We start from the raw sequence: 14,660 nt of genomic DNA, 5'->3' as shown, positions 1-14,660 counted from the left end.
AGCAGCAAAAATACAAACACAACAAGGCGAAACCACTATGTCGGAACATCAGTATCAGCCCGCGAAAGTCTGGACCTGGGACCCGGAAGCCAAAGGTAACGGCGCGAAAACCAACCGTCCAACCGCCGGGCCGACGCACGAGAAAGCCCTGCCGGTCGGCAAACATCCGCTACAGCTTTACTCGCTCGGCACGCCAAACGGCCAGAAAATTACCATCCTGCTGGAAGAGTTGCTGGCGGTCGGTGCCAAAGACGCCGAATACGATGCCTGGCTGATCCGTATTGGCGATGGCGATCAGTTCTCCAGCGGATTTGTCGATGTCAACCCGAACTCGAAAATCCCGGCGCTGAGCGACCATTCCGTCACGCCACCACAGCGCGTGTTCGAATCCGGCAACATCCTGCTCTATCTGGCCGAGAAGTTCGGTCACTTCCTGCCAACCTCGCTGGCGGGCCGCACCGAAACCCTGAACTGGCTGTTCTGGCTGCAAGGCTCTGCACCGTACCTCGGCGGCGGCTTTGGTCACTTCTATCACTACGCGCCAGAAAAAATCGAATACGCCATCAACCGCTTCACGCTGGAAGCCAAACGCCAGCTGGACGTGCTGGATCGCCAGCTGGCCGACCATCGCTTCCTCGCCGGTGATGAATACACCATCGCCGACATCGCCACCTGGCCGTGGTACGGCAATCTGGTGCTGAACAACCAATATGGCGGCAGCGAATTCCTTGATGCGCAGTCGTACAAAAATGTGGTGCGCTGGGCGAAAGAGATTGCTGAGCGTCCGGCGGTGATTCGTGGTCGTAAAGTGAATCGCGCCTTTGGTGCCGAGCCGCAGGATCAGCTGCTGGAGCGCCATGATGCCGCCGATTTCGATAACAACACTGAAGACAAACGTCAGGCGCGAGGAGAGAAGTAATGGCTGCATATGTGGTGTTTATTAAGGACGAAACCTTAGACAAAGACGAGCTGGCAACCTACGCAGAGAAAGCTGGCCAGGCGCGCGGCATTCACCCGATCACCCCGCTGGCGTTTTATGGCCAGCTGGAAACGCTGGAAGGTCCGGAAGCGGAAGGCGTGGTGGTGCTGGAGTTTCCGGATGCTGAAGCGGCGAAAGGCTGGTATTTCAGCCCGGCGTATCAGGAAGCCAAAGCGCATCGCCTGAAAGGCGCGAAGTACCGCGTGCTGCTGGTGAATGGCGTCGCGTAATTGACGTAAGGTCGCCATTCATGGCGACCTTATCAAACCCCGCACTTACCCCAACCTAAACAACGAAATCGCCTGCTTCAACGCATTAGCCTGCTGCTGCTGTTGCTGCGCCACCTGCAGCGTTTCCGCCACGTGCTGCACGTTATGATGCACGCTGTGATCGATGCTATTGATGCTCTGCTGAATCTGCTCAATGCTCAAATTCTGCTGCTCACTCATCTCCGACAGTTCCGTCACCAGCTGCGATAACCCACTAATACTGCGATGAATCTCGCGCATGGTTTGTGCCGCATGCTCCACCTGCACGGTGCCGTGCTCGGTGCTGGTGGAACTGGCATCCATCAGCTGACGGATTTCGCGCGCCGCACTTTCGCTGCGCATCGCCAGGTTACGCACTTCGCTGGCGACCACGGCGAAACCGCGGCCCTGATGACCGGCGCGCGCCGCTTCCACTGAGGCATTCAGCGAGAGAATATTGGTCTGAAACGCAATGCCGTCGATCAGCTCCAGAATGATCTTCACCCTTCTCGACTCTTCGCTGATTTTTTCCATCGAGCGAATCGCCGACTGAATATTCTCTTCACCACGCGTCGCCACCGCACGGGTTTCACTCGCCAGCGCGCGTGCGCTCTGCGCTTTGTCGCGGGTTAAGCTGGCGGCGATGCTGATTTCCGTCATGGCGCTGGCTGCCACTTCCAGCGCCTGCGCCTGCTCATCGGTACGCGTCGAAAGCGCGGCGTTGCGTTCAAGAATGCTGTCGGACTCCGCCAGCAACTGGTCGACGCCGTCGCTGACCTGATGCAAAGTGCCGTGCATGGTGCCGAGCGTAGTGCTGAAGGTGCGCGCGAATGGCGTTTCACTCTGCTGGGTATCGGCACTCAGCGTGAGGTAACCGGCTTGCTGATTGATGTGGGCCGCCAGTTGCGCCACTTCGCTGGCGGAGCGCGCATCGGCTGCCATCTGGCGCGCAATCACCAGCAGCATCGCCGTTTGCACCACCACAAACAGCGCGTGGAACAACACCATGTCCCAGCCCGGATGATGGAACACCACCACGCCGAAAAGATCATTTTCCTGCAGATAATTGAACAACACATGGTGCGTGGCGGCCGCCGTAGCGCCCATCAATAAGGGGCGCACATCACGCCATGCCAGCAGCGCCGACATCAGCACAAACACCGAGAAGTGATACTCGGTTTCGCCGCCGCCAACCTGAATCAGCAAACCGGCCCAGCCGATTAACAGCGCGGATAACACCAGCCGTGACGTGAGCGTACCGCGCAGTGCGGTGCCGAAAAACGTCGCCAGCAGCGCCAGCACTAAGCCGGCAATCAGCGCCACCAGCACGCTGTCATTGAGCCAGCCAACGCCAAGTGCAATCGGCAACAGCGCCCAACTGAGGATCACCGCCAGGCTATCCGCGCGCTGGGCGATACGTTTGAGCGAAACCATCTCCACCGGCGAAGCCGCCGGGCCTGACAAGGGCGTTGCGATCATGACATTTTTCCACACCAGAAGTTGATCGTAGAGCCCCAAAATCGTGGGGCAAAGCGCACGGACTCAGTGGTGAAAAATATCGGCGAAGCGGTGAGAAAGTTTAGTTGCGCTAATAAATGAGGTGTGGAGTTGTGAGGATGATCACCAAAGCCGTGCAACACAATTTCATTCCCTTCAGCACAGAAAACGATAGACTTGTTCGCCACACAAGCTGCTAACCGATAGAGGCTAATGATGGATTCACCCTGCACGCTCAGCGTCCTGGTCACGGCTCATAATTGCGAAAAGTATATTGCCGAGACATTAAACAGCCTTAAAAATGCCTGCACGGGCATTGAGGATGCGGTTGAGATTGTTTTGGTGAATGACGCATCCACAGATAACACCAGTGAGTTGCTGCACACTTTTGCCGCCTCATTCAGCCAGGTGAAAATCTTCGACGTGATGTTCCGTAACATCGGCAAGGTAAGAAATTTTGGCGTCAGCAAATGCAGTGGCGACTACGTTACGATGCTGGATGGTGACGATCAGCTTCTTCAGAACTCTTTTGCTGACATCGTGCCTTTTTTGCAGGCGCAAAAACCGGATATTCTGCTGGCACCGCTGAATGAAGTTTATGAAAGTAAACCGCAGCCGCTAAAGTGGAACGGTTTGCAGGTTACTGCCTTATCGCAGCATCAGGTGATTGAAAAATTCCTTATCCACCGCGATATTCAGGCGCATTTCATCGGCCAGTTTATTAGACGATCGCTGTTGGTTGATAACCACTTTCCTGATTTCAGCTGCTACGAGGATGCGTATTTATTCCCTTCTATCCTGAAAGCCAGTGAAAAGATCTCTTTAGCAATGTACGGGCCTTATCTCTATTTTAAACGAGGGCAAAGCCTCTCCAGCGCGCTGGATGCCAATAAAATATCGATGCTAATCAAAGCCACGCAACAGATGGATGCGGTTTTGGGTAAAAAATACCGTAACTTGCTCGCTTGTCATTGGATCAATCTGGCACATAAGTTTTACCCGTTAATCAGTGATGAGTATGAAAAAGGTGTGGTGAAGCAGGCGATAGAGCACGTGCCTATGGTTTCATTCCTGATGGACGGGAAAGTTAGATTTAGCCTGAAGAAAAAATATCTGAAGATGAAGTTGCGGGGAATGGCTTAATTTCTTATAAAAAAAGGCCCCATTTGAGGCCTTTTATATTACAGTGCATCATTCTTTTCTTTTAGCGTTAGTAGAACAACTAACACACTGAATATCACGATAAACTCAATGGAAGTGAGCACCACATCAGTCATGCCATACAAAAGTATTGCAATGCCCGCTGCCGCAATCGGAGTCAGCGTTCGTTTTAATATCAACTCAGAAACGATGAAGACGTAAAAAAAGTATAGCAAAACCAATACACCGACCACACCGAATAGAGATGCATATTGAATGAACTCATTATGCAGGTGAACATTCATGTAAAAGAGCGCCAGCGAATTTTTATTATTATGTGCATCAAGATACGATTTTATAAATTTGTTACGCTCGACCTGAGCCTGTCCCAAAGGCGCGTTCTCAAAAGATAACGCTCCAGTTTTCCACATAGTGAAACGGGAACCTAGAGATGTTCTGTCATTACCCTTTTCATAAGCTTGATATTCATGCAATGTAAGATCAAGTCGTTTTTCAATCAGCTTATATCCTGCACCTGCGGCTACCAACATTAGTACCGCTACAACGCTGATAAATTTAATACTTCTTGTCACAGCAAAAAGTCTAAATGTCATGTAAGCTAAAAATAGCGAGTGTATCACCATCGCAGAGCGTGTTTGCGTGAGTAAAATGACGTACAGTGACATAATTGAAACGATTAGAAAATATAACTTTTTATATTTACCATCATGCATTTTAAGAATAAGCGCAATCAATGCCAAAGTTACTGCGGAATAAGCATAAGCCGTAAGCGTTGCGCGATTAATGCCCAGCACAATTCGATCAGCAGAGGTCAGCGCCTGAAGCAACGCAAATGAACTAGATGTAACGAAGGCTAATGCCAGTGAAACCGTACAGCATTTTATCAAGAATGATTTATTAATGTATTTCTCATGATAAATATGGAAAATATAGGTCATAATGATGAAAGCAAGAACGCATCTTTTACCCGCAGTGAAGTAAAGCTCGCCTTTTTCACCGTGTAAATATTTTGCATAAATAGACCAGCCAATAAACATAATGCCCAGCATGAGCATGGTCAACGCTTTTCGATCAGTTAGCAATACCTTTTTCTTTCTATAAAAATCAACGGCCAAACCAGCCAAACTGAAATAAGCACAATAATAAAAAATTACGCGCCCACCTTTTTCATAAATAAAGGCTAACGGCAAAATTGAGATGAGTGAAGCAAATGCCAGCCACGGAAGCAGCATAATAAGATTATTTCTATCTAAAACTGACATTGACATCCTTTATTCCTGTTTAACTTCAAAAAATGGCCTAATAAAAATACGCCACATTGAATTTTTACATTTAGTCGATAGCGTACGGTTTTTCCTAATCTTCTTTACTGTTACTTTGCGTAATTCTCTGATTGCCGCTTTGCGTTCAAAATCACTTTCAGAACTCCATATTGTCGATTCATGACTCAATTCAGACAAATGTCCAATAACAGGCAATATGGCCTTAATATTAACCAATCCGCATTCAATCATGAAAGTCCAGCGATCAGCTTCGAGCCAGATGGGATATAAATAATCATTTAGTTTTTTTGCAGCTGCCAAATTAATTATATATGCATGAGATAGTGCAGCTTGGCTAACATTTACCAATGTATGTTCACTGCAAGGGATTTTTTTTCCACCTTTAAGATATTTTCTCACACCCGCCAATAGATAAATAGTCGGTCGCTGAGGTATATGGCTTGCGAGATAATTTAGAATATCACGTGATTGATGATCAAATTCAACGTCGTCCTCTAATATCAGCGCGACTTCAATATTGTCTGTAACCATCTGTTGATACACGCCATGGTGGCTTAGCGCACATCCTATTTCACTTTCAGTTAATCCAGCAGAAAGTTCAGGATGTGTCTTATCACTAATTTCCTGAGGCGAGAGTAAACGACCATCAATTGCATTGAACACCTCAGCCTCAAAGCCAATACTTTGGCACTGTTTGAGTACGTGCTCCTTTCTTGCTACATCTTTTTCCAAATTGATGACAAAAACCTTCATCTACGCCTCAGAATTTAGCTAAAAAAAAGACAAAATCATGCAAAAACTTAATCGTGTTTAGCGGAGGAATTTTACACGAACATCAACGATTTTCAGCTCTTTTTGCTAAATTGGTTCGTTGAATGTTGTAAGCAAAGTGGAGAATTAATCTTGCAGATTAACAAAAGGAAAAGAGTGTTGGTGGGGAATGATCAGCCTGAAGTGTTCCCTCTCCCGCTTATGGGAGAGGGTGAGGGAAAAACTACTTTGACACAAACTGCGCATAATTATCAGGCGTAATGGTTTGATACGGAATCCAGTTAAACGCCTGCACTTTCTGCTTCTCCAGTAGCGCTTTCGCCACCTGCACCGCGCCGGTCGCCTGCCCTTTTGCATCCTGGAAAATGGTCAGTGTCATTTTACCGTTCTTCACGAACTGCTGACCATCTGGCGTGCCGTCGATACCGGCGACCAAAATCTTCTCATTCTTCGCCTGACTGAGCGCCATGATGGCACCAATCGCCATCTCATCATTATTCGCCGCGATAGCGTCAATCGGTCGCTGATTCAGCAGCCAGCTCGACACCACATCCACCGCTTCGTTGCGCTGCCATTTGGCGCTCTGCTTCTCAATCACCTTCATATCTTTATATTTGGCGATCACCGCTTCCACCGCGCGGGTGCGTTCGCGCGCTTCTTCGTTCGACAGCGCCCCCATCAGAATCGCCACGTTGCCTTTGTAGTTCATCTTCTTCGCCAGCGCTTCCATCTGCATTTCGCCGCCCAACGCCGAGTCAGAACCGACATACGCCATGTCGGTGGCCAGCTTCACTTCCGGTTTACGGTTGACGAAGATCAGCGGAATACCGGCGTTTTTCGCTGCGGTAATCATCGGCAATACGCCCTGAGTGTCGACCGGATTGAGGATGATGGCATCGACGCCCTGGTTAACAAAATCATCCACCTGCTGCACCTGCAGCGCCACATCGCCTTTGGCATCGACAAACTGGCTGTTGAGCTGATTGGCTTTCAGTTCCTCCTGCATCTGGGTGCGCAGAATCGAAACGAAGTTGAGATCGAAGTTCGCCAGCGCGACGCCGACGGTGAAGGTTTTAGCGCTCGCGCTCAGGCTGAGCAGCAATGCGCAGAGGCACAGCATCACATTTCTGATGTTCATAGGTTAGTCCTGTAGGGTTGAGATATTATTATTTATTTCATCGAGTTAACGCCGGGCAACAGGCAAATACCCGGCGGTGGAACCGTTAAAGCGTGAAGTGATCGCGGAATTGCTGCAGCGCGGCACCACTTTCGCCGCTGGCCCAGCCTTCCAGCGCCACGGTGCCCTGATAACCGACATCGTGCAGCGCGCGGGCGATCGCGCGATAGTTAATTTCACCGGTCCCCGGCTGCTGACGCCCCGGCACATCCGCCACCTGAACCTCCCCAATCGCCGAACCACAGCGGCGAATCAATTCGATCAAATTGCCTTCGCCGATCTGCGCGTGATACAGGTCGAGGTTCATCTTGAGCGCTGGACTGTTTACCGCTTCCACCAGCGCCAGCGTGTCGGCGGCCAGCGCGAACGGCGTGCCGGGATGATCAACCGGCAAGTTAAGGTTCTCCAGCGTGAAAACGCGTCCGGCGCGCTCGCCCAGCTGCGCCACTTTGCGCAGCGTATCGGCCGCTTTCAGCCACATCGCGCCGGTCACCACTTCCACCGGTTTGACCGGCAACCCTTTGTCATCCAGCCCGGTGCCGTGCAGGTTTAACGCCGGACAGTTAAGCCGCTCGGCCACCGCCAGCGACGCTTCGGCACTTTGCAGCAGCTGCTGGATCTCGTTATCGTCGGTCAGGTTGCCGCTGAGGTAGCCGGTCATTGAGGTGAAACGCGCGCCGGTTGCTGCCAGCGCATCGATATCTTTGTCGGCCCAGCCCCAGATTTCGACGCCAAAGCCCAGTTCATGAATGCGTTTCACGCGCTCGACAAAAGGCAGATCGAGAAACACCATTTCGGCACAAACCGATAGCTGATAACCGGCCATTAGCGACCTCCCAGTTTGATCGGCTGCTGCTGCTGCACCGAGTCGATACAGGCCAGCGCGATCTCCAGCGCGTTTCGCGCATCTTCACCGGTAGCACGCGGGGTTTCGCCACGGCGAATGCAGCGGGCAAATTCCGCCATCTCCGTCACATAGGCTTCGCGCAGCAGGTCTGAATCCATGCGTGAGGTTTCAATCGCGATGCCATCCTGGTGATAGCGCACGCAGTTGTTAACGTTGATGTGGCCCGCCTGCAACATGCCTTTGCTGCCGAACACTTCACCGCGCACGTCGTAGCCGTATACCGCCTGGAAGTTGGCTTCAGCGGTGGCAATCGCGCCGTTATCAAAGCGAATAGTGACCACCGAGGTATCGAGCAAGCCTTTGTCTTTGAAATCCGGGCGCACCAGCGCATCGGCCAGCGCATAGACTTCCACCGGCTTCGCGCCGGGATTGAAGTGCAGCAGCGTGTCAAAATCGTGGATCAGCGTTTCGAGGAAGATCGTCCACTGCGGGATGCGCGAAGGATCGTGCAGGCCGGGATCGCGCGTCAGCGATCGGCTCAGCTGCGTGGTGCCATTCTCACCCGCTTTCACCGCGGCGATCGCTGCAGCAAAGCCGGAATCAAAGCGGCGGTTAAAACCGACCTGCAATACTACGCCAGCCGCTTTCGCGGCAGCAATCGCGCGATCCGCCTCATCCAGCGTCACCGCCATCGGCTTTTCGCAGAACACATGCTTGCCGGCATTCGCGGCTGCGATCACCCATTCGGCGTGCGTACGCGCCGGCGCGGCAATCGCCACCGCTTCAATGTCGGGATCCTGCAGCAGCGCATGCAGATCGCTATAGGCTTGGGCGACGCCCAGCTTGTTGGTCAGCGCGTCGGCGGCGCCCGGTTGCGGATCGGCCACCGCCGCCAGGATCGCTCCCGGCACGCGCCAGGCCAGGTTTTCCGCGTGGAAACTGCCCATGCGTCCGGCGCCAATCAGGCCGACGCGTACTGGCTTAAGATGAAATGTCATGACCTATTCCTTTTTGTTTTGGATGTACTCATTCGAGCGCAGGGATGTGCAATCTGTAGTGCAAAGGCGATGCCAACTGCAATCCGCCGCTTTATGTGAGGCATAACACAGATATCGCTCACAATCTGGCAACAAAATTTACATGTCAACTTCACATGTCAATAAAATGGACATTCCATCTTCATCAGGAGTGTCACATGCGTGCCAGTGAGCGTTTGCCGTTTAAAGATGAAAGCGATCCGATCTTCAGCTTGCCGGACAGCGCGGAGGTGGGTGAATGGGATACGTTGTTGTGGCAGGGCTGGCACAGCTTCGAACGCGGTGAACAGCCCGGCTGGATGCGGCACAGCATTTTGCAGTCGTGGCAGCGATCGCAGCAGCGCGCGATCGATCCCGCCACCTTTGCCTATGTCTCGCCGCCCGCGACGGAACTGGCGGCGATCCTTGAGCACAACGCCGAGTTGATCCTCGCAGCGCGCAGCATCATGGAAAACCTGCTAGCGTATAACCCGGATGGCCACATCAACCTGACCGATGCGCAAGGTGTGACGCTGCATTTCTGCGGCGCGGATCTAACGCCGGTCGGCAGCATCCTGCGCGAAGAGGTACTCGGCACCAACTGCACCGCACGCTGCCTGATTGAGCAGCGGCTGGTGTATGTGCTGAGCGGCGAAAACTGGAAGCTCGATCTGCGCAAACGCCATCGCCAGTGCGCCGCCGCGCCGGTGCGCGATGCCACCGGCCAGCTGCTTGGCGTACTCACGCTGACCGCCACGCCCGACAACTTCAATGCGCACACGCTCGGCACGGTGCAGGCGGCAGCGGAAGCGGTCGGTCAGCAATTGATGCTACGCCGCTTGCTGGCCGAGCAGCAGTCGATCCTCGAAACCCTCAATGAGGGCGTGATCGTCTGCGATCGCCACGGCCGCATCAAAACGCTGAATCGCTATGCCCGCCAGATCTTCAGCGGCATCGATCCCCACGCTGGGCCGATCGATGTGCTGCTGCAACCGCAAGGCGGATCGCTGCTCACCATGCCGTTCTGCAATGATCGTGAGCTGCAATTTATGCCGGATGGCGTCCATCCCCTTTCCTGCCTGATTTCGCTGATGCCCGCGCCCGACGGCGGCCGCGTGCTGTCGCTGCGCGAGAACCAGCGTATCCGCGCCATTACGCGCCGCGTGATGGGCGTGGGCGCCAGCTACACCTTTGAGATGATTCGCGGGCACGCGCCGCGCGTGCTGCAAGCGATTCAGAAAGCGCGCGCCAGCAGTCGCTCCGACAGCACCGTGTTATTAACCGGCGAAAGCGGCACCGGTAAAGAGCTGTTCGCGCAGGCGATTCACAACGCCAGCCCACGCCAGCAGGAAGCGTTTATCGCGCTCAACTGCGGCGCGCTGCCGCGTGATTTGGTGCAGAGCGAACTGTTTGGTTATGTCGACGGCGCGTTTACCGGATCGCGGCGCGGCGGCTCGGCGGGCAAGTTTGAGCTGGCGGATGGCGGCACCTTGTTCCTCGATGAGATCGGCGAAATGCCGCTCGAGGCGCAAACCAGCCTGCTGCGCGTGCTGCAGGAAGGCGAAGTGGTGAGAATCGGCGCGGCGCATCCCATCAAGGTTAACGTGCGTATCATCGCCGCCACCCACTGCAATCTGCTCGACGCGGTAGAGAAAGGCGCGTTCCGCCGCGATCTCTACTATCGCCTGAATGTGATTTCGCTGGAGATCCCGCCACTGCGCGAGCGTCAGGAGGATATTCCCGGTTTGGTGAATACCTTTATTCAGGCGCTCTGCACCCGGCTGAAGCGCATTGCGCCGCAACTCTCCGCCGAGGCGATGAGCTGTTTACAGGCGTGGCACTGGCCCGGCAACGTGCGCGAGCTGGAGAATCTGGTCGAGCGCATGGTGAATCTGTGTGAAGGGCTGGAGATTGATCGCCACGATCTGCCGGAAGAGATGGTGCTGCGTAACGCGCCTGTCGCCAGCGAATTGAGCTCGCTACAGGAGAATGAGCGCCAGCATGTGATGCAGGTGGTGCGCGAGCAGAAAGGCAATCTGCGCCAGTCCGCGCAGCTGCTAGGGATTTCACGCACCGCGCTGTATAACAAGCTGAATCAGTGGCAGGTGGATGTGGCGGGATTGCGGCGCGGGTAAGTGCGGCTTGTTGCCCTCACCCCAGCCCTCTCCCACAGGGAGAGGGAGCTAGTCGGTGCATTATTCAATTCCCTCTCCCTTTGGGAGAGGGTTAGGGTGAGGGGAAAAAACTACAACGACGCCCCACCACAAATCACCAACTCCTGCCCGGTAATCGCATCGGCGGCCGGCGACAGCACAAATCCCGCCAGCGCCGCCACTTCCTCTGGCTTGATATAGCGCCCCATCGGCGGCAACTTTGGCGGTGAACTGGTGCGGCCAGGCTGCTGCAGCATGGGCGTCTCCGTCGCGCCCGGCGCAATCACATTTACCGTAATGCCTTTGGGTGCCAGTTCCGCCGCCCAGCTGCGCGCCATGCCCACCATGGCCGCTTTGGTGCTCACGTACTGGCTGCGATTCGCCGCGCCACGTGACGTGCGGCTGCCAATCAGCAAGATACGATCGCCCTGCGCCATCTGTGGCAGCAAAGCATTCGCCATGATCTGTGCCACCTGCACGTGCAAGTACCACAAACGCGCGCTCTGCTCCTCATCCAGCTCACCAAGCGGCGCAGCCGCCATCATGCCCGCAGCGTGCACCAGCGCATCCACCTTCGGCAGCGCCAGTAGCGCCTGCTTCAGCAGATTGGCATCCAGCAAATCCACGCTAACCGAGGTGAACGCCGAATGATCTTTCTGCACCGGTGTGCGGCTAAAACCGGTCACCTGCCAACCTTGCTGCAACAGATGGTCAGCGATCGCCGCGCCAATGCCAGAGCTGACGCCCGTCACCAGCGCGTGTCGCGGCCTGCTCATCCTTTCACCCAGCGTTCATCGACGCGCACGTATTTAATCGCCTGACGAAAATAGGTGTAAGCCACATGCAGCGCACCATCGTCACTCTGTTTAATGCTCGGATAGGAGAACTCGCGGTTAAGCTTTTGCTGCGAATTATTGGTCATGCAATAGCCGTCGCCCTCGTCGAGATTACGTTGCCACGGCCAGCTGTTGCCGCCATCGGCGGAAATCGCCAGCGTCATTGGCGCGCGCGGTGCGCCCCAAAATGCGGTGCGTCCGCTGTGCACCACCGGCTCAGCCGCCACCGCCACATCGCCATCATCCTCTTCATCTTCGATTTCGTCATACAGCGATAAGCGGCGCTCGCTAGCATCTTTGGCGCTCATGGCGTTAAACACCAGCGCCAGATGGCCGTTGTGCAGCGTCGTGACCTGAATCGACGAATTGTTGTTTGGCAGGTCAGTCGCCAGCGGCGCGCTCCAGCTTTCGCCGCCGTCGGTCGAACGGCTTTGATAGATGAAATCAGCCCAACGGCTGCGATACAGCGCCAGCAAGCTGCCATCCTGCAGCAGCGTAATGTTCATATGCACGCAGCCCAGGCTGTCCGGCACCGCCACATCGCGCCAGCTTTGGCCTTTATCGCTGGAAATTTTCACCGCGCTGATATCATCGTTACCCACCCATTTCACGCCGGGCTGCGTGCGGCAGTAAAACACCGGCAGCAGCCAGTTACCGTTTGGCAGCACCACAATCGGCTGGCGAATAAAGGTGCCGGGCTGATCGAGCAAAGTGTCGATAGCGCCCCAGCTGCGGCCGAAATCACGTGACTGGCGATAGCGCACAATCGCGGTGTCCTGATTGCCGGACTTCTGCGCCGTCCACAGCAGCCAAAGCACCTGGTCGGGATCGAGGAACAGCACCGGATTCTGCTCGGATCGCGTGGGGTCGTCAGACAGCTTTTGCGCCTCGCTCCACTGCGTGCTGCCGTTTTCCAGCCGCGAGCACCACACAGAAATATCGGCGATCCCCTCCTGCGTGCCACCAAACCATACGCACAGCAGGTCGCCATTGGGCAGCGGCAGCAGATTCGCCGCGTGGTTCTGCGGGCAGACCGAAGGCAGCATCGCCGTGAGCTGTTGCGCATCCTGTGCGTGCGGAGAGAGGTTACCGCTGCGTTCAACGGTAAGGGTTACATCACTCATTTCAGGCTCCACTGTTTTGCATTGAAGATTTCGGGGCTTTTTTTTCATCGGTTTGGCTTGACGGGATCAGGCGGTCAATCACCATGATCACCGCAGGCGTGACCAGCGCCACATACATGTTGTTGATACCAAAAGGATCGCCGAGCAGATACCACACCGAGGTCATGACGCAGGCACCAATCAGGCCGGCATTAGCGCCGCGCGTGCTTTTAAAGAACGGCAGATAGAAGGCGATGATTGCCACCACTGAAATCGACAGACGAATGGCGCGGGTGAAGAATGAGAGCTTCAACACTTCCGGCACGAACAACACGAAAATCAGCGGCAGGAAACCGATCAGCAGCGACAGCCAGCGCGTCATGCGGAACTCGCGCTCCGGCGTCGGATTGCGATAGGGCACGTAGAAATCTTTCACCACCAGCGAGGCAATCGCCAGCGCTACGGTGCTGACGCTGACAAAGATCGATGCCACTAATGAGGTGGTGACAATCCCCGCCAGCCACGGGCTCATGTCCTGCAGGAACACCGGCAACGCATAGAGACTTTTGATATCGGGATGCAGATATTTCGCCGCCACGCCAATCAGCGCGATGGCAATGGCAATCGGCATGCAGAAGAAGAACGCCACCCAGGTTGCACGTTTGGCGGACTCGGCACTTTTGGTCGAGGCAATCGCCTGAATCACAAACTGCGTACAGAAGATCGAACCGATGGTACCAATCATCCAGGCGAAGATGGTGCTGCCGCCGACATTGCCATCCCACGTCCAGTAGAAATGCGGCATCTCTTTGATCATCGGGCTAACGCCGCCGGTCATGTGCAACGCCACGCCAAGAATGATCAGAATCCCGATATATTTCAGTCCGCTGTGCAGCAGCGTAACCCAGGCGATGCCTTTCATGCCGCCGAACATAAAGTAGAACGTACTGACGATCGCGGTGATCACCGCTGCGGTAGTGAGATCGAGGTTGAGCACCGTGGAGATCGCCGCCGCACCGCTCACGTAGTTACCGACGTTAACCAGCAGCAGTGCATAGATCATGATCAGCGAGATAATGTTTTTGGTCGAGTTGCCATAACGTTCAGCGATCGCCGCAGAGATGGTGATTTTGCCGGTGTTGTAGATGCGTTTGACCAGCAGAAAACCAAACAGCGGGAAACCGATGGCGGCACCAATCACCGACCATGACGCGGCAAAGCCATCCTCGAAGGCCGCCTGAGCCGTACCGATGGTGGATTTAGCGCCGATGTATTCCGACATCAGCATCACGCCCACCACAAAAGCCGGCATCACATTGGAGCCGGCCATAAAGTCACCGCTGTTTTTACTGCGCAGGCGCCAGGTGAGCCAGGTGGTGAACAGGATGTACGCAATGACAATCCCGACGATAATCACCATCCCTTCTGTAGAGAATTGTTTCATTTCAGCCTCATCGATAACGTAGGGTCGTGGAACGCGCTGGGCTTCACGCGTTCCGTTGATGAGGTGGCCAATGTTGTTATTAACGCGTGTCTCTGCACTTCGCCACCCCACTTACGCTTATGATTCATTTCGCTCAAACAAGAAT

At 54.6% G+C, this 14,660-nt stretch carries 13 protein-coding genes; 4 read left to right on the top strand and 9 right to left on the bottom strand.

Going from position 1 to position 14,660, the window contains the following annotated elements; all coding sequences use genetic code 11:
- Nucleotides 1–37: 37 nt before the first annotated feature.
- Nucleotides 38–919 (top strand): glutathione-dependent disulfide-bond oxidoreductase, encoded by an 882-nt coding sequence (gene yghU, locus NQH49_RS02145; protein WP_256698219.1) that lies wholly within the window; start codon nt 38–40, stop codon nt 917–919.
- Nucleotides 919–1,209 carry a DUF1330 domain-containing protein gene (locus NQH49_RS02140; RefSeq protein ID WP_256698217.1) on the top strand — a complete coding sequence of 97 codons (291 nt, stop codon included), beginning with the start codon at nt 919–921 and terminating at the stop codon, nt 1,207–1,209. The genes yghU and NQH49_RS02140 overlap by 1 nt, the downstream gene beginning before the upstream one ends.
- 45 nt (nt 1,210–1,254) lie before the next feature.
- Here the strand turns inward: NQH49_RS02140 and NQH49_RS02135 are convergent, their stop codons facing one another.
- Complete coding sequence (locus NQH49_RS02135; RefSeq protein WP_256698215.1) at nt 1,255–2,706, bottom strand: methyl-accepting chemotaxis protein; 1,452 nt, start codon at nt 2,704–2,706, stop codon at nt 1,255–1,257.
- Between the two features lie 231 nt (nt 2,707–2,937).
- Here NQH49_RS02135 and NQH49_RS02130 point away from each other — a divergent pair, with 231 nt between their 5' ends.
- A complete protein-coding gene (locus tag NQH49_RS02130; RefSeq protein ID WP_256698213.1) occupies nt 2,938–3,867 on the top strand; it encodes a glycosyltransferase family 2 protein in 930 nt (309 codons plus the stop codon).
- 38 nt (nt 3,868–3,905) lie between these two features.
- Here the strand turns inward: NQH49_RS02130 and NQH49_RS02125 are convergent, their stop codons facing one another.
- From NQH49_RS02125 to NQH49_RS02105, 5 genes are all read right to left on the bottom strand, one after another.
- Nucleotides 3,906–5,153 carry an O-antigen ligase family protein gene (locus tag NQH49_RS02125; protein ID WP_256699405.1) on the bottom strand — a complete coding sequence of 416 codons (1,248 nt, stop codon included), beginning with the start codon at nt 5,151–5,153 and terminating at the stop codon, nt 3,906–3,908.
- 3 nt (nt 5,154–5,156) lie between these two features.
- On the bottom strand, nt 5,157–5,921 hold the full coding sequence (locus NQH49_RS02120) for a glycosyltransferase family 25 protein (RefSeq protein WP_256698211.1): 765 nt from the start codon (nt 5,919–5,921) through the stop codon (nt 5,157–5,159).
- A gap of 241 nt (nt 5,922–6,162) precedes the next feature.
- Nucleotides 6,163–7,077: a substrate-binding domain-containing protein gene (locus NQH49_RS02115; RefSeq protein ID WP_256698210.1), complete on the bottom strand. Its 915-nt coding sequence runs from the start codon at nt 7,075–7,077 to the stop codon at nt 6,163–6,165.
- A gap of 85 nt (nt 7,078–7,162) precedes the next feature.
- Nucleotides 7,163–7,942 carry a TIM barrel protein gene (locus NQH49_RS02110; RefSeq protein WP_256698209.1) on the bottom strand — a complete coding sequence of 260 codons (780 nt, stop codon included), beginning with the start codon at nt 7,940–7,942 and terminating at the stop codon, nt 7,163–7,165.
- On the bottom strand, nt 7,942–8,961 hold the full coding sequence (locus NQH49_RS02105) for a Gfo/Idh/MocA family oxidoreductase (protein WP_256698208.1): 1,020 nt from the start codon (nt 8,959–8,961) through the stop codon (nt 7,942–7,944). The genes NQH49_RS02110 and NQH49_RS02105 overlap by 1 nt, the downstream gene beginning before the upstream one ends.
- Nucleotides 8,962–9,158: 197 nt before the next feature.
- On the opposite strand from NQH49_RS02105, the gene NQH49_RS02100 reads away from it, so the two are divergent.
- Nucleotides 9,159–11,114, top strand: a complete 1,956-nt coding sequence (locus NQH49_RS02100) for a sigma-54-dependent Fis family transcriptional regulator (protein WP_256698207.1) — start codon at nt 9,159–9,161, stop codon at nt 11,112–11,114.
- 110 nt (nt 11,115–11,224) lie between these two features.
- Here NQH49_RS02100 and NQH49_RS02095 read toward each other — a convergent pair whose 3' ends face one another.
- Genes NQH49_RS02095 through NQH49_RS02085 form a run of 3 tightly spaced genes read right to left on the bottom strand, consistent with a single transcriptional unit; the run spans nt 11,225 to nt 14,515 of the window.
- Entirely contained in the window at nt 11,225–11,908 is a 684-nt protein-coding gene (locus tag NQH49_RS02095; protein ID WP_256698205.1) for an SDR family NAD(P)-dependent oxidoreductase, read from the bottom strand.
- Nucleotides 11,905–13,092, bottom strand: a complete 1,188-nt coding sequence (locus tag NQH49_RS02090; RefSeq protein WP_256698204.1) for a sialidase family protein — start codon at nt 13,090–13,092, stop codon at nt 11,905–11,907. The genes NQH49_RS02095 and NQH49_RS02090 overlap by 4 nt, the downstream gene beginning before the upstream one ends.
- 1 nt (nt 13,093) lies before the next feature.
- A complete protein-coding gene (locus tag NQH49_RS02085) occupies nt 13,094–14,515 on the bottom strand; it encodes a sodium:solute symporter family protein (RefSeq protein WP_154154614.1) in 1,422 nt (473 codons plus the stop codon).
- Nucleotides 14,516–14,660 lie beyond the last annotated feature (145 nt).

This window comes from Pantoea trifolii, assembly GCF_024506435.1.
Taxonomy (GTDB): domain Bacteria; phylum Pseudomonadota; class Gammaproteobacteria; order Enterobacterales; family Enterobacteriaceae; genus Pantoea; species Pantoea trifolii.
Note: the sequence above shows the minus strand (reverse complement) of the source record. Positions and strands in the feature narration are given on the sequence as shown.